This is a genomic window from Streptomyces sp. R33, from assembly GCF_041200175.1.
GTDB lineage: Bacteria > Actinomycetota > Actinomycetes > Streptomycetales > Streptomycetaceae > Streptomyces > Streptomyces katrae_B.
On record NZ_CP165727.1, the window covers coordinates 8,701,462 to 8,716,785 of the forward strand.

13 protein-coding genes and 1 pseudogene are annotated in these 15,324 nt (G+C 68.6%); 7 read left to right on the top strand and 7 right to left on the bottom strand.

All coding sequences use genetic code 11. The features are described 5' to 3' along the window. Positions 1 to 145 precede the first annotated feature (145 nt). Entirely contained in the window at positions 146 to 1,462 is a 1,317-nt protein-coding gene (locus AB5J51_RS40290) for a flavin monoamine oxidase family protein (RefSeq protein ID WP_369780165.1), read from the top strand. Positions 1,463 to 1,525: 63 nt separating this feature from the next. Here AB5J51_RS40290 and AB5J51_RS40295 read toward each other — a convergent pair whose 3' ends face one another. Both AB5J51_RS40295 and AB5J51_RS40300 read right to left on the bottom strand, forming a co-directional pair. Beyond that, a complete protein-coding gene (locus AB5J51_RS40295) occupies positions 1,526 to 2,194 on the bottom strand; it encodes a potassium channel family protein (RefSeq protein WP_369780166.1) in 669 nt (222 codons plus the stop codon). 249 nt (positions 2,195 to 2,443) lie between these two features. Next, entirely contained in the window at positions 2,444 to 3,136 is a 693-nt protein-coding gene (locus tag AB5J51_RS40300) for a hypothetical protein (RefSeq protein WP_266793912.1), read from the bottom strand. A gap of 780 nt (positions 3,137 to 3,916) precedes the next feature. Between AB5J51_RS40300 and AB5J51_RS40305 the strand changes: the two genes are divergently transcribed. Both AB5J51_RS40305 and AB5J51_RS40310 read left to right on the top strand, forming a co-directional pair. Further along, positions 3,917 to 4,945 (top strand): ATP-dependent DNA ligase, encoded by a 1,029-nt coding sequence (locus AB5J51_RS40305; RefSeq protein WP_369780167.1) that lies wholly within the window; start codon positions 3,917 to 3,919, stop codon positions 4,943 to 4,945. A 108-nt stretch (positions 4,946 to 5,053) separates the two neighbouring features. Then, the gene (locus AB5J51_RS40310; RefSeq protein WP_369780168.1) at positions 5,054 to 5,752 is read left to right on the top strand and encodes an HNH endonuclease family protein; all 699 of its coding nucleotides are present in this window, start codon (positions 5,054 to 5,056) and stop codon (positions 5,750 to 5,752) included. A 283-nt stretch (positions 5,753 to 6,035) separates the two neighbouring features. On the opposite strand, the gene AB5J51_RS40315 is transcribed toward AB5J51_RS40310, so the two are convergent. Then, complete coding sequence (locus AB5J51_RS40315) at positions 6,036 to 7,451, bottom strand: flavin monoamine oxidase family protein (protein WP_369780169.1); 1,416 nt, start codon at positions 7,449 to 7,451, stop codon at positions 6,036 to 6,038. 144 nt (positions 7,452 to 7,595) lie between these two features. Beyond that, entirely contained in the window at positions 7,596 to 7,937 is a 342-nt protein-coding gene (locus AB5J51_RS40320) for a cupin domain-containing protein (protein WP_369780170.1), read from the bottom strand. 240 nt (positions 7,938 to 8,177) lie between these two features. On the opposite strand from AB5J51_RS40320, the pseudogene AB5J51_RS40325 reads away from it, so the two are divergent. After that, positions 8,178 to 8,504: pseudogene (locus AB5J51_RS40325) on the top strand (hypothetical protein); the annotation flags it as partial. 464 nt (positions 8,505 to 8,968) lie between these two features. Here the strand turns inward: AB5J51_RS40325 and AB5J51_RS40330 are convergent. Together AB5J51_RS40330 and AB5J51_RS40335 are read right to left on the bottom strand one after the other, a co-directional pair. Then, entirely contained in the window at positions 8,969 to 10,003 is a 1,035-nt protein-coding gene (locus tag AB5J51_RS40330) for a hypothetical protein (protein WP_369780171.1), read from the bottom strand. Between the two features lie 171 nt (positions 10,004 to 10,174). Next, the gene (locus tag AB5J51_RS40335) at positions 10,175 to 10,450 is read right to left on the bottom strand and encodes a hypothetical protein (RefSeq protein WP_369780172.1); all 276 of its coding nucleotides are present in this window, start codon (positions 10,448 to 10,450) and stop codon (positions 10,175 to 10,177) included. A 780-nt stretch (positions 10,451 to 11,230) separates the two neighbouring features. Between AB5J51_RS40335 and AB5J51_RS40340 the strand changes: the two genes are divergently transcribed. After that, positions 11,231 to 12,745 carry an ISL3 family transposase gene (locus AB5J51_RS40340; protein WP_369780173.1) on the top strand — a complete coding sequence of 505 codons (1,515 nt, stop codon included), beginning with the start codon at positions 11,231 to 11,233 and terminating at the stop codon, positions 12,743 to 12,745. Positions 12,746 to 12,788: 43 nt separating this feature from the next. Next, positions 12,789 to 13,217, top strand: coding sequence for a DUF4240 domain-containing protein (locus AB5J51_RS40345; protein ID WP_369780174.1), 429 nt, complete (start codon positions 12,789 to 12,791; stop codon positions 13,215 to 13,217). Between the two features lie 557 nt (positions 13,218 to 13,774). Here the strand turns inward: AB5J51_RS40345 and AB5J51_RS40350 are convergent. Further along, complete coding sequence (locus AB5J51_RS40350; protein ID WP_369780175.1) at positions 13,775 to 14,128, bottom strand: hypothetical protein; 354 nt, start codon at positions 14,126 to 14,128, stop codon at positions 13,775 to 13,777. A gap of 845 nt (positions 14,129 to 14,973) precedes the next feature. Here AB5J51_RS40350 and AB5J51_RS40355 point away from each other — a divergent pair. Next, positions 14,974 to 15,324, top strand: a 351-nt coding sequence (locus AB5J51_RS40355; protein WP_369780176.1) for a transposase, incomplete at its 3' end; no start/stop codon positions are given.

Genomic DNA, 15,324 nt, shown 5'->3' on the forward strand with positions numbered 1-15,324 from the left:
GCACGCAGCACACCGGCGTCGGCGTACCCACAGGAGATCAACCGCGAAGACACGAAATTCAGGCAGAGCGTGGCGCCCGGCCAGCTGCGGGCCCTTCCCGGATAGTGGCTCGCGAGTCAGGCCAGACGACGAAAGGGAGCAGATCGTGGCGACGTCAGATTCTGAAGTGGATGTCGTGATCGTGGGCGGCGGTTTCGCCGGTGTGACGGCCGCGCGTGAATTGTCGGCGCGCGGGCGGCGGGCGGTCCTGGTCGAGGCGCGTGACCGGCTGGGCGGCCGGACGTACACGAAGGACCACGACGGGCATCCGATGGAGTTCGGCGGTACGTGGGTCCATCCCATGCAGCCGCACGTGTGGTCGGAGGTCGACCGGTACGCGGTCGAGACGGAGACGTTCCCGGTGCTGGAGGGGCTGCGGCAGATGGTCGTCTCCGACGGCCGCGTCGTGGACCTGTCCGACGAGGACGTCGAGCGGGCGCTGGAGGCGTTCGACGAGTTCTGCGCCCCGGGCATGAGCCTGTTCCCGGAGCCGTTCCTGGAAACGGTGAGTTCGGACCCGGACGGCCTGGGCGGACGGTCGATGCGTGACCTGCTCGACTCCTTCAAGACCGAGCCGGTGCTGCATGACTGGGTGGAGGGGATGTGCTGCCTGGTCGCGTTCGGTCCCCTCGAGAAGTCCGGCGCCTCCGAGATCTTCCGCTGCTACGCGCTGGCCGGGTACAGCGCGGCGCAGGCCATGGCCTCCCTGTCGGCAACGAAGCTGGTGAAGGGGACACGGGAGCTGATCAACTCGATCGCCGGGCAGGCCACGCTCGCCGACATCCGCCTCAACTCGCCCGTGCGGCGTGTCGTCCAGGCCGACGGCGGCGTGCAGGTGGAGCTGGAGAGCGGCGAGAGCGTCAGCGCGCGGACCGCGCTGATCGCGCTGCCGATGAACGTCCTGAACAGCGTGAAGTTCGAACCTGAGCTGTCCGAGATCAAGCGGACTGCGTCGGCCGACCGGCACGCGGGTGCCGGCAGGAAGTGCTTCGTCCGCGTCAAGGGCGACATCGGCAACGTGAGCGTCGTGGCCCCCGAGGCCCAGGCGGTCAACTATCTGGTGACCTACACCCACGACTCGGAAGGCTCGTGGCTGATCGTGTTCTCCTCCAACCCGGACAAGCTGCAGATGAGCCAGTTCGACGACGTCCAGGGCATGCAGACAGCGCTGCAGCCGCTCCTGCCGGGCGTCGAGGTGGAGAGCATCGTCGGCTGGGACTGGGCCAGCGACCCGCACGCACTGGGCACGTGGTGCATCTTTAGGCCGGGGCAGCTGGCGAAGGTGCTGCCGGACCTGCGTACCACCGAAGGCCGGCTGTTCTTCGCGGGCGCCGACTCGGCGAGTACGTGGCGCGGTTTCATCGACGGGGCGATCGAGAGCGGCTACCGCTCCGCCCGCGACATCGACAACTACCTGACCTGAGACGGGGCTGCGGCCCAGGGCCGAGACGGCAGACCATCCCACGGGGTGCGGTCCAAGGCGGGTTCACCGGGCGGCGGGTGGGGCATCGTCCCCACCGGCTGCCGACCGGTCCCGCTGCCGCCTGCCTTCCTGAACCGCGTTGAGCAGGAGCCGGGCTGCCACGCCGACCAACAGGAAGTTGACCGTCATCTGCCCCGTGGTGAGCAGCCGGGCGGTTTGGCTGCGCGCGGTGATGTCTCCGAACCCGACCGTGCTGAACACGGTCATGGAGAAATACAGCGCATCGGTCCGCGAGAGTTCTTCGCTGAAGCTGCCCGAGACACTGCGCTCCATCAGCCAATAGGTCGTTGCGAACAGTAGTACGACGAGCGGGACGGTCACCGCCAGTGCCTCCATGGCGCGCAGTCCGGGCCACGGGGACAGCGTGATCCTGCGGATCTGCCACGCCAGAAGCAGGGCCAGCACCGCGATGCCGCCGACCAGCGCAAGGACGGGGCCGGCGGTGAAGGCCGAACCCAGCGGCAACAGGTAGTAGGAGGCGACGAGTGCGCCGGCTGTCACCAGCGCACGCAGCGAGGCGAACAGCGCCTGTCTACGGCCACTTGTCCTGTTCAAGGGTTCCTCCCCGATCGCACCGGAGATGGCCTGGGTGCTCCGCTGGGCCTGCTCCGCCGCCAGCCTCTCGGGTGAACCGGTTGCCGCGCAGCAGGCGCACCATGGGGTCGCCGGCATGGCGGCGCCGGTGTGGACGGCACGTGGCCGACTTCCCGTACTGCTGGGTCATCCTCACCGTGTGCGAGATGAAGCGACGCCGCCGAACTCACCGCCGCAGACCACCTCACACCCCACGGCCCGGTCCTGGAGATGCCGAGGATGTACGGCCTATCCGGTTGGCACACTGCTGTTCCCGTGACAGCGCAGCTACCTGACCAGCTGATCACCGGCGGCGGGGCCTGCCGCAGACCCTGCACCGTGCTCTGGCTACGGGTCCTCGGGCAACGGGGTCAGGGCGGAGGGGGCGAGCACCCACAGCAGGGCCCGGCCGGTGAGTGGCGTGGTGGCGATGAGGGAGAGGTAGACCTCGGCCACTGCTCCGTCGCCCCGCAGGACGTCGAGGTCGCCGGACAGCCGTGACAACAGGAGCAGGGCGATGTCGACGATGAGCCATGAGGCCAGGTTGGCGCCGATCCACCACGCCCAGCGGCTGGTGACCTTGCGCAGTACCAGTGACTGCGACAGGCCGAGCAGGGGACCCAGCGCCAGGCTCTGGCTGGCGGCCAGGAGATAGGCCATCGACACGTCCTGGTCCGACTTCTGGGCGCCGATCACCGCAGGCATGATCACCAGCAGCCAGGCCAGCAACGCCGGGCCGATGTTGGCGGTCACCCACGCCTTGCGGGGAACGGCCACCCGCTCCCGCACGACCAGCCACTGCAGCGAGCCGAGGACGCCCCCGAACAGCACAGCTCCCAGTGTCGCGATCACCAGAGCCACCCACACGTGACCACTGGCCAGGCGCAGGTGCAGCACGTCACTTCCGAGGAGTGCCAGCGCGATGCCCACGCTCAGAACGATGACGAATGCGATCGAGTTGTAGACGATCCAGCGCCAGTACAGGCGGGGCTCCCACCCACTCGACGCCGGCACCTCACGGGCAGAACCAGAAGCGGTCATCACCCACTCCTACCCTGCCACCGGCCGCCCGCAGCGCAGACCCACTGATCAGCGATGCCGAGAGCGCCACGCTCCGGTCATCGGCCGTAGGTCTGGTGACAGAGCGCGGCCACAGCGGGGCTGGTGACGCCGTGCGCGGCGCGGCACAGCTCCCTCATGTCCGCCGCCCCCGCCCCTGGGGCGCGTACCGGGCGGTGCGGTGCGGGCGTACGGCTCGGCCCCTTCGCCTTCCTGGGCTTGGGCTTGGCGGCGGGGCGCACGGCGGGCCGGGGCGGGGTCGTCCGGCGCGGCCGAACCGGGCCTTCGGCCCTGCGCTCGGGAGCCCGGCGGGCGGGCTGAGTCTCGGCGGCCGTCTCCCGGGCCGCGGGCGCGGGACGGGCCGGCGCGGGAGCACGGCCGGCCTCCGGAACGGCGTCGGCCGAAGGGGCCGCAGACTCGGGCATGGGTGAGAGGGGTAGCGCTGCTTCCGTGTTCGGCCGTGCGGGCCGGGGGTCGACGGGGTGCTTGTGGTCTTCCGGGACCGTGACGGGCGAGGCCTCGGCGGGCTGGGTGGGTGCGGGGTGGACGGTGACGCATCCCGGGGCCGCGAGCAGCGCGACAAGGAGCAGAGGAAGGGACCAGCGACGCATGCCGTCACCGTGCCGCACACGCCCCGCAGGACGCCTTAGACGGGCCCGCTGAGCCCCTCGGATGGATGACGCGACGGCCGTCCTGCAGGGCCGCCTCCGGCTGGTCGGGCGGACCCTGGAAGAGGGGGCCGACAGCCGTGAGGGAGGCCCCGTGACGCTCAGACCGCCGGTGGAGCCGATGCTGGCACAGGCCGCAGAAGCCGTGCCGGGCCCGGCAGCTTTGCGGGCGGGGGTGGCCTACGAGCAGAAGCTGGACGGCCACCGGGCGCTGCTGTTCACCGCGTCCGCCCCCGGCGGCACCGTGCTGGTGCAGACCCGTCGCGGAGCGCTGGTCCAGGACCGATGGCCGGACCTGGTGGCAGCCGCCGACGCGCAGTTGCCGCACGGCCTGGTCCTCGATGGCGAACTGGTCGTCTGGGACACCGAAGCCGGCCGCCTGTCCTTCGAGGCGTTGCAGCGCCGGGCCGCCGCCCGAGCCCGCGGCGCCCTGGCCCTCGCCGCGAAGTGGCCGGCCTACTTCGTCGCCTTCGACCTCTTGCAGCACGACGGCCAGGAACTCCTCACCCACCCGTACGTCGAGCGGCGCGCACTGCTGGAGAACCTGTTCGCCGAGCATGCACTGACGGCCCCGTGGACGCTCTGCCCGCAGACGGCGGACCTGGCCAAGGCGCGGGAATGGCTGGAGTCCTGGACGGACGTGTCCGGGGTGGAGGGGATCCTGATCAAGCCCCTGACCAGCCGCTACCAGCCCGGATATCGAGGCTGGACCAAGATCAGAAGGCGCGACACCACGGAGACGATCGTCGGCGCGATCACCGGTACCCTGACCCGCCCGCAGCTCCTCGTTCTCGGCCGCCACGACCAGAACGGCCGGCTGCGCGCCGTCGGCCGGACCGTACCGCTGCGCCCGGACGCCGCCCGGCAGGTCGCCGAGCACCTCACCGCGGCCGCGCCCGGGCACCCGTGGCAGGGCGTGCGCTTCTCGGCGACGTGGGGGAGCCGCGACGTCCTCGACACCACCCCCGTCCACCCCGCCCTGGTCGCCGAAGTCAGCGCCGACCGCGCCATCGACCACGGCAGCATCTACCGCCACCCACTCCGCTTCCAACGGCTGCGCCTGGACGTTGGGCTCGAAGACGTACCCCGGTTCGGCGAGGGTCCGGCGACGGCCGCCGGCTGACCGGGCGGGGGTGCAGTGGCGTTTCGCCGGTGAACCGGCGTGCTCGGGCGGGTGAACCGGGCCGGGCTGACCTGTTACTGACGGTGCGGCGGCCGGTACAACCGGCTCATGATGATCATGACGCGGTCCGCTGCCGCGGTCGCCGCTGCTCTCGCCCTGACCTTGTCTCTGCCCACGGCCGCACACGCCGCCGCACAACCCGCCGCCCCAGCTCCGGCTGCTGCCGTGCCGCAGGTGTTGCCCATCGGGGTCGCGGTGTCCGCGCTGCCGCTGGCGGTGGAGGACCGGACCGGCTACCAGCGGACCTCCTTCAAGCACTGGAATGCCGGCGACGTCCCGGCCGACGGCTGCAACACCCGCCAGGAGGTCCTCCTGGCCGAGGCGGTCGTGTACCCGGAGATCGGGCCGGGCTGCACTCTGACCGGCGGGACCTGGTGGTCGTACTACGACGAGCGTGAGGTGACGCCGGCCGGTGCGCTGGACATCGACCACATGGTCCCGCTCGCCGAGGCCTGGGACAGCGGCGCTTCCGGCTGGACGGCGGCGCGGCGGGAGGCGTACGCGAACGATCAGGGCCAGCCGGCCTCCCTGGTCGCGGTGACAGCACGCTCGAACCGGAGCAAGGCGGACCAGGACCCGGCGGAGTGGCTGCCGCCGTCCGCGGACGCGCTGTGCCGGTACGGGGCGGAGTGGACGGCGACGAAGCTGCGGTGGGGTCTCGCGGTGGACGAGCTGGAGCGGGACCGGCTGTTTGACATCGCGGCCGGCTGCGGCGGCACGGACGTGGAGTTCACGCCCGCCCCGTAGACCGAACGCAGACGGGCTGAGGGCCGCCACCCACCAAGGGGTAGCGGCCCTTTCGATTCGGATGATCCGCAGTAGCGCCCGGGGCCGTCCCGCCCGGGGCCCACAAGGCGGGTGGGACACCGGGCAGGGCCCGGTTAGAGTCGCTGCAGCCCGTGCCGATATGGCGTGCGCGGGTCAGGCCCGGTGCCCACTCGTTGGGGGCAGTACCGCCGGGCCGACCCGTCCCCGTACGGCGGCATGTCCGTCAGCAGCGCACGGTCAGCTGAATCCCAGGAGTTCGATTTCAGCCTTGGGCGGCCGTAGTCCCGCCGGCGGTCAGATAGCCGTCGATGTCGCGGGCGGAGTAGTAGCCGCTCGCGATCGCCCCGTCGATGAAGCAGCGCCACGTGCTCACCGAGTCGCTGCCGGCGAAGAACAGCCGTCCTTCGGTGGTACGGAGGTCCGGCAGTACCCGTGTCAGCTGTCCGGGCCGGTAGATGCACCACGTGCCGAGAGCGTGCGGGTCGTGCCTCCAGTCCCAGCCGACGATGGCTTCCACCTCGACGCCCGGCAGGAGCGGCTGCAGCGCAGTCTGCATGCCCTGGACGTCGTCGAACGCGGTCATCTCCAGCTTGTCCGGGTTGTTGGAGAACATGATCAGCCACGAGCCCTGCGGGTCGTGGGCGTAGGTCACCACCCAGTTGACCGCGTGGGGCTCGGGGGCCGCGATGCTCACGTTGCCGATGTCGCCCTTGACGCGGACGAAGCACTTCACGCCGGCGCCCGCGTGCCGCTCGGCCGACGCGGTCCGCTTGATCTCGGACAGGGCAGGCTCGAACTCCACGCTGTTCAGGACGTTCATCGGCAGCGCGATCAGGGCGGTCGGCGCGCTGACGGTCTCGCCGCTCTCCAGCTCTACCCGCACTCCGTCATCGGTCTGGGCGACACGCTGCACGGGCGAGTTGAGACGGATATCGGCCAGGGTGGCCTGTCCCGCGATGGAATTGATCAGCTCCCGTGTCCCCTTCAGGAGCTTTGTTGCCGACACGGCGGCCATAGTCTGCGCAGCGTCGTGCCCCGACAGGGCATAGATCCGGAAGACCTCGGTCACGCCGCACTGATCGAGCGGGCCGCACACGATCGTGCAGCACATGCCCTCCACCCAGTCACGCAGCGCCGGCTCGGCCTTGAAGCTGTCGAACTGCTCACGCAACGACCGGTCAGCCAGGCCGTCCGGGTCCGGGCCCAGCGTTTCCGAGAACGGCTCCGGGAACAGGTCCACGGCAGGGGCACAGAACTGGTCGAACGTCTCCAGCGCCCGTACGACATCGTCGTCGGACAACTCCACGATGCGGCCCTCGGACACCACCGCCTGCCGCAGCCCCTCCATCACCGGGAACGTCTCGGTCTCGACCCCGTACCGCTCGATCTCAGACCACACGTGAGGCTGCAGCGGGTGGACCCACGTACCGCCGAACTCCATCGGATGCCCGTCGTGGTCCTTCGTCCAGGTCCGGCCGCCCAGCCGGTCACGCGCCTCGACCAGTACCACCCGACGCCCGCGCGCCGACAATTCACGCGCGGCCGTCACACCGGCGAAACCGCCGCCCACGATCACGACATCCACTTCAGAATCTGACGCCGCCACAATCTGCTCCCTTACCGTCGTCTCGCCTGACTCGCGAGCCACTATCCGGGAACGGGCAGCAGCCAGCCGCACGCCACGCTTTGTCCTGGAAAATCAGGAAGCCCCCGGTCCTGACCTGGGAAACCGCGTTGCGGGTGATGCACTGAGTACGCCCATCCGGGGCCCACGACAAGACTGCCCTGGGGGAAAACGTCGCGCCACGTACAGGGCCCGTTCCTAGGCCACGACGAAGAACTTCAAGAACGGGGAGCGGGTTCTCCAGGTGGCCGTGAACCCGGCCGGGAACGAGTAGATACCCCCGGCGACGAGCTCGATCTTCTCGCCGTCGGGCGTTTCCAGCTCCGCCTCACCCTCGATGGCGTGGAACGTGTCGCTGGCCTCGGGCTTGTAGGGGAACTCTGCGCCCTCCTCGAGCCCAATCCTCCACAGTCCCGACATCGTGCCGTCTTCTGACTGGACGAGCCAATGAACCTCGCCCGTTGCCCGGCCGTCCTCAACGTGGGGTTCCCACGACTGGGCCGTTACTGATGAACTTGCGAAACCCGCAGTGCTCGTCATATGTCCCTCCACGGGGAAGCCGGCCGGCAAGCTCGGCTCGCCGGCGACGATGTCGGATGACAGTTCACCCGCTGACCCCACCGATACCGGACGCCAGCGGGCGGCAGCCCGCCCGCAACGGGTAGTCCACTGATTCCCCGGATGAACCACCCGGTCGGATGCCCACCCGGTCGGATGCCCACCCCGCAGGGAGCACAACAGCAGAGGAATACCGCACGTCTCGAATGACGCTCCCCGCCAGCTGGAGCCTCGGCGTGGACGCCAGCCCGGCGGGAGGCGTACGCCAACGATCTCGGTCAGGAGGCGTCGCTGGTGGAGGTCTCGGCCCGTTCGAACCGGTCGAAGGCGGACCAGGACCCGTCCCAGTGGCTCCCGCCGACGGGAGATGCCCTGTGCCGGTACGGCGCGGAGTGGACCGCGACGAAGCTCCGCTGGGGCCTGGCAGTCGACGCAGCGGAGCGGGACCGCCTGCTCGACATCGCGGCGGGCTGCGGCGGCACCGTGGAGTTCACCCCCGCGCCGTGCGCGGTGGTGGCGGTCAGCGGCGGCGGAAGCTGCCGCCTATGAGGCTGGCGCCACCGCCCGCGAGGACTGTTTGTCCGGCTGGTCCACCGACGACGCCGACGCGTTGGCTGAGCTGGCCGCCGGAGAGTTCGGGACGTTTGTGAACCGGCTGACCGCTCCGGGCAGGGGGCCGTTGGCGGTGCTCGGCGAGGTTCGGGTGTGATCGACCGGTTCCGGTCGGGGTCGGGCGGCCTGTCGACAAGGCCGCCACGGGCGACATTCCCGCGCTCTTCCAGGCCATCGGTGCCACCGAGACCGGCCAGAGCGATGAGGCCCCGGCGCCGGCTACCGGGCCGTAGCGCTTCAAGCCAGCACGGTCGGTCGTGTGGTGGGAGCCGGCCGGAGCACCACCGCCTGACATCTGGCCCGCTTCGGTGTGAGCGAGGTGGCATGGCGCCCCATGCTTCGGAGCCGGCTTGAGCATCACCAGCCCGGCGTCACGTGCGGACTCGGGTCTGAACTCGGGCTCAGAGGACGGTCAGTTGCCGCAGGTGCTTGATCTGTGCCAGTACAGTTTCGGCGCCGGCCACGAACGAGTTGACGCTTTCGATGGTAGGCGTCATGGGCGGTTTGTTGTCTGTCCCGGCGAAGCCGTGTTCTTGGCTCGCGTAGATAGCGCTGCCGATCGTGGTGAGGTGGTCGACGTTCTTGCCAACCGTGATCCAGTGCTTATTGCCCGTCAGTTCTGCGATCTTCTCGCTGATCTGGACCGTGCCCTTGCGGTTATCGAGGTTGTAGTACTGGCGTGCGGAATCGAACTCCATGCGCAACATCTTCAGCGCGGTGTCGACCTTCCGGTACTCCAGGGAGCGCCTTGCCCTGAACGGTTCCATGATGTAGTTGGCGAACCCAGGCTGCCTACGCAGCTCGTAGACCTCCACCTCTACGAAGACGACCTGCTCCTCCAGGAGCGCGCGTAGCACCTCGATCTCTCGCAGCAGCAGCTCTACCGCCTCCTGTGTACTCGCCAGCTCGCGCTGCGTGTGCTCGTGCCGCTTGCGCTGCTGCAAGGTCGCCAGATGCCAGGCGCCGCGCTCAAGCTCGGCCCGACGGGCACGCTCCAGCGCACCAGCCAAGTCGCCGACCAGGACATCGAGCTCAGCCTTGGCTTCGGCCGCCTCTTGCAACAAGGCCGCTTCTGCTCTCGACCCGGTCTTCGCGGCGTGCTGCAGCTGCTTGACCTGCTCCTTCCAGTAGGCGATCTGGGCCGCGGTCTCCAGACTTTTCTCCTGCGCCGCGCTCCGCCGTTCGTGGAGCTGCTTCACCTCGCTTGCGGACAGGCGAACGCCCAGAGCGGCCAAGTAGGAGACCAGCTCGTTCACGAACGTTTCCGGAGCCGTGAGCTGCCCCGAGAGGTATCGCGACACCGTGGAAGTGTGCGCCCCCGACGACTCGGAGAGGCCCTTTTGGGTGGCACCCTGGGCCTTGCCCTTCTGTAGAGCCTCCCGCAGTGCTTCTGCGTAGACCCTGGCGTCTGTGATCGCTTCTTCTGGCTGCGACATCGCTCGCCTCCCCCTCGCCCTCCGGGCAAACGCCGTGAACGGCCCGGTCCTACAAATTGTGACCCACAGCACATGGTGGGGGGAGCAGTTGCCGAAACGCGGGGGCCCGGCCCGTGGACCGGGCCCACCGCGCCGAGGGGTGCGGCTCCTGCGAGCCGCACCCCGCAACCTTCAGCTGCCGCTGCGGCGCAGCAGCCGGGCCCGCTCCTTGCGCTCATCGCGCTCCTTTGCCCGTGAGTTGCGCAGCTGCCTGCGACGCGTCAGGTACGACCGCCGCCCTTCCCACCACGCCAGGCGGTCGGCCGACTCCTGCGGGAAGACCGCCTGTGCCAAGCCAAGGCCCAGGCTCAGGGCCAGACACGTAACGATGCACCACGCCGGGGCACCGACCAACGCCTGCGCCAAACCGCTAACCCCGAACAGAATGCTGGGCACCAGATTTCGCATACCAGGCATTGGAAAACCCCTTTCGGTCGCCTCGCTCGGGCGACCGGGGGAAATCCTGAGCATTGCACATTCTGCAATCAAGAGTTGCAGAAATTGCGCAGTTTCCAATTTATCCGAAGGTGATCGACGGACGTTCCACTGATCATGAATATGGCGGGCTTAAGCGTGGAAAGCGGCCCTGATCAAGGTGAAACCGACCCACCCCGCTCGACCCGGAAACCGGCCAGAGTGTGGAGGGTTGCAGACTCTGCAACGCAGGTCAGGCCTCTGTGTCGACGATGTCCGCATGGGCGGCGGCAGGACCCCTCGGCCCGCCTGGAGGACGCACGCCGTCTGGCCGCAGGCCACGAGTGACTCCTCGCTCTAGTCGCCAGGCCGGGAATCAGAGTTGATCACTACGATTTCTCCGAGCAGTACGGAGGATTCGCATCCGAAATTCGACGTCGGAGCGCCGCCCAAGACCGGGCCGTAGCTAGTCGGCGTAACTGGCCGGAGCGGCATCCCACGCCTTGAAATGCAAATCTCAGGAACTCGTAGCGGGGCCGCTGGCTTGCAATGGCCCCGCGTCATGTCCGAGCCCCTGAAACGCAGCGACCGGGCCGGCCTGGCTTTGTTCACGAGAAAGAGGTTCTGGCACACATTCCGTGAGGACGATCACCGGCGTTCTGCCACGGTGACGTCGCGTCATCTGGGACCGTGGTGCGGTGTGATGACCTCATAGGGGTGCTGTTTCCGCAGTTCAGGTCGGTCTTGGTGGAGCGGGTGTTCACGGAGTGCGGTGTGGTGCACATCGTTGCGAGAACCCTCGATGGCACGGCTTCGTGCCCGGATTGCGAGCTTCCGTCGAGCCATGTGCACAGCTGCTACGAACGCCGACTGGCCGACACTCCGGTCGGTGACCAGCCGGTGGTGATCGCGCTGACCGTGCGGCGGCTGTACTGCGATAACGCCTTGTGCGGGCGTCGTACGTTCGTTGAGCAGGTCGCGGGTCTGACGTTCAGGTACGGGAGAAGGACTCCGGCCTCGCGCCGTGTCCTTACAGTCGTTGCAGTTGCCCTTGCAGGCCGGGCCGGGGCCCGTCTGGCAGCAGTCCTGCAGACGAGGGCGAGCCGGACAACGCTGCTGCGGGCGATCATGGCCGTGCCTGATCCGCTCTGGGCCGTTCCCAAGGTCCTGGGTGTCGATGACTTCGCCACCCGTCGCGGGCACCACTACGGCACTGTCCTCATCGACTGCGAGACCGGCCGGCCTCTCGACCTGCTGCCGGGCCGGGACGCCTCCACCCTCGCGGGCTGGCTGCGCGAGCATCCTGGCGCCGAGATCATCTGTCGTGACCGGGCCGGCTCCTACGCCGACGGCGCCCGGACCGGTGCACCGAACGCGATCCAAGTGGCCGACCGCTTCCACCTCTGGCAGAACCTCGGCACCGCCGTCGAAGCCACAGTCAGACTCCACAGCACGTGCCTCAAGACGGCTTTCACCAGCTCAGATGGCCCTACGAGCGATGGCGACAGCGCGGATGCAACGAAGACGATGTCGCCGATCGAAGCTCGCATCCGAGAGCGGCACGCGACCATCCATGCCCTGCTGGCCCAGGGGCACGGGATCAGGGAGATCGCCAGGGAACTGCACATGGGCGGTAACACCGTCCGCCGGAACGCCCGCGCGGCAGTCCCCGAACAGCTGCTGACCGGAAGGCACCAGCCCCGGGCCAGCCAGCTCGACCCCTACAAGTCCCACCTGGACAATCGCTGGGCCGAAGGACACACCAACGCCATCCAGCTGCTTGCCGAGCTCCAGATCCTCGGCTACCGCGGGAGTTACCAGATCATCAGCGACTATCTGCGGCCGAGGCGCCGCCGACGCATCCGCGTTGTCCCACCCGCACCACCAGGAGTCCGCCGGATCACCAGATGGATGATGCGGCACCCCGAGCATCTCGCTGACGCAGAACGCCAACAGTTCGTCGCCCTACTTGCCCACTGCCCTGAGCTGAAGGCCCTCCACGAGCACGTCCGCAGCTTCGCAGAGATCCTTCAAACCCGCTCCGGTCAGCACCTCAAAGACTGGATCACCGCCGTCCGCACTGCAGACCTGCCCCGATTGCATGCCTTCGCCACCGGTCTGGAGAGGGACTGGGATGCCGTGCTCCAGGGCCTGAGCACACGCTGGAACTCCGGCCCCGTCGAGGGCCGCGTAAATCAGATCAAGATGGTCAAACGCCAGATGTTCGGACGCGCCAAGCTCCCCCTGCTCCGCAAACGCGTCCTTCTCACAGCCGCAGCAAACTGGTGACCCGGAGCCAGGAGTGTCAGACCGCTGCGGCATGCTCGCCAGCATGAACGAAGACGCCTTCTGGCAGCTCATCGAGGACTGCAGGCCCACGGAACCTGACCCGGACGCCGAACTCCTTGCAGCCACGCTCACCGAGCGGCTTGCCCAGTCCCCGTTGTCGCTGGTCATCGGCTTTGCCGAACAACTGTCATGGGCGCTCTACCGGCTGGACCGCAAGGAGTACGGACACGACTTGTCCGATGACGCCTTCCTTTACACCCGTGCCGCGGTCGTCGCCGCCGGCCGCACCGAGTTCGACAGCGTCCTCCAAGACCCTTCGGTCTTCACTCCTTACGCCATCGACCTCATCTGGGCCGAGCCCCTGCTCTACACACCGGACCGGGCATACAAGCGAATCACCGGGGAGGAGTGGGACCGCGATACCCGCTACTCCTACGAATCCTGCTCCAACACCGAGGGCTGGGCTGATTGAACGCCATGGCCTGCGGGTGGTGACGAACTCCAGCGTCGTTGATCGTCCTCACGAAATGTGTGCCAGAACCCCGTTCTCGCGGACAAAGCCAAGGTGTGTCGGCACTGGTGGCGTGGACGCTTGACGAGGCGGTCCCCGACGAGCTGCGGCAGTCGATGCGGGACCTGCTGAAGGTGCCCGAGGGCAAGTGGTTCTCGGAGCCGGAGCGGCTGCGGACACCCCCGGTCCGGGTGTCCGGTACGGCGATGACGGCCGCCCTGGAGCGGGCCAAGTACGTTCGTGGACTCGGGGCGCACCTGGTGCCCACCCCGGTGGTGTCGGCGGCGCGAATGGCGGGGCTGGCCCGGTACGGGATGGGCTCCAAGGCGCCGACGCTGCGGGACCTGGAGGAGAGCCGGAAGACCGCGACGGTGCGGTATCTGGCGTCGCGTGGACGACGCCCTGGACCTCCTCGGCGGAGCGCTTGCGGAAGCGGTTCCTCGCTGACCAGGTCTGGGGCTGAGGATGGCTGTGGCCCCGCCTTCAGCGGGGCCACAGCCATCGTGATGAGGTCCTACCTACACAGTAAGGGACCCGTAGGCACTGCCGACCGCAACGATTTCCCCGGCCCTCGTTGCGACCGGAGCGTTGATGGCTTGAGGCTGGCCTGTGGCGACGAGGGTGTAGGCGCGGGCGAGTGCCTCCAGCGCGGCAGAGGACTTGCCCTTGTCCTTGGCCGCGCTGATGGCAGTGGCTTCGCTGGCGATTGCCTTGAGGAGTTCCTCGCGGGCGTCAGCGGCGCGCGTCTGCGGCACGGAAGTCAGCACCAGGCCCGAACCCGCCGGCGCAGGCTGCTCCCCGTTGCTGCTGGTGGTGTCGTCGGCCTGGACCGGGGTCAGACCCGGCACGGCCTCGGTCTTCTTCTTAGCCATGATCAATCCTCTTCCCACTGTCGACAGATGATCAAGCTATCGGCTCTGCGGCACCGACGGAGGCAGATCGCCCAACTCCACCCTCGCGTCCCCTCACTACCGGTCCTTTCCGAGAGCAAGATCAACGGAAGGCGTGGGAGGCTGGCCCCACGGGCACCGGAATGGTTTTCACAGCCCGTTCTCACTCACGAGCGGGCGACACCCCGTCCTGAGAACCGAGTTGTGAGAACCCAGCGGCAGACCCTCACGACCCCGCCCCGGCCGATGCCGACGACGTCGAGCGCCACCCCTGCCCGCGGTGCGCGGCTGCACCGGGATCGCCGTGCCGCTCGCGCGGCGGCGCGGTCGCCGGGACCTAATCATCTTCCACACCACCACGGCCGCCCATCCCTACCCCCGGGAAGCAATCGTGCGCGGGGGAAGCGATCTCCGGGCACCCTGTGCTGCTGCGGAAGGGTCGGCGGGCGGGGTGGTCCGGCATGGGGTGCCGTACGCGGCCTCGGGGGAGTCGTGTGCGTGCCGCCGGTACGACTGTGGCGGTGTGGTTCCGGTGTCCTGGTGTGAGCGGGCCGCGCAAGCGGTCGGGACGCGGTCGATCCCGCGCAGCGCAGGTGCGCAGATGCGGTACCTGGTCAAGCAGCACAAGGGCTCCACCAAAGCCGTTGCCGGTCTGCTGGGGGTCTCGCAGCTGGCTTTGTTCACGGGTTGTGGTTCTGGCTCAACTTCTGGATGCTGTTGGTGATCTTCGCTCGGTGGGGTGAACCCCCTTCGACGTGCTTTCGTGCTGGCGGTTGGTGTGCTGCTGTTGTCGAGCGGGGTAGTTCTGCCGGTCGGAGGGGGCCGGGATGGCAATGGGGTGTGGTTCCGGTCGGGTGATTCCGCCGCTGACGGTGAAGATGGCCCGGGCGAGCAATCCGCGGGGCACGGCAGCGATGTGGATACGTGACCGCCTGGACGAGTTGTTCGTCGACGAGGACTTCGCTGCTTGGTATCCGGCGGACGGGCGCCGGGGTCTGTCGCCGGCTCGGCTCGCGCTGGTATCGGTGCTGCAATACACGGAGAATCTGACCGACCGGCAGGCGGCAGAGGCCGTCCGGTGCCGCCTGGACTGGAAGTACTGCCTGGGCCTGGAGCTGGACGATGCGGGCTTCGACTTCTCGGTGCTGAGCGAGTTCCGTGACCGGCTGGCCGAAGAG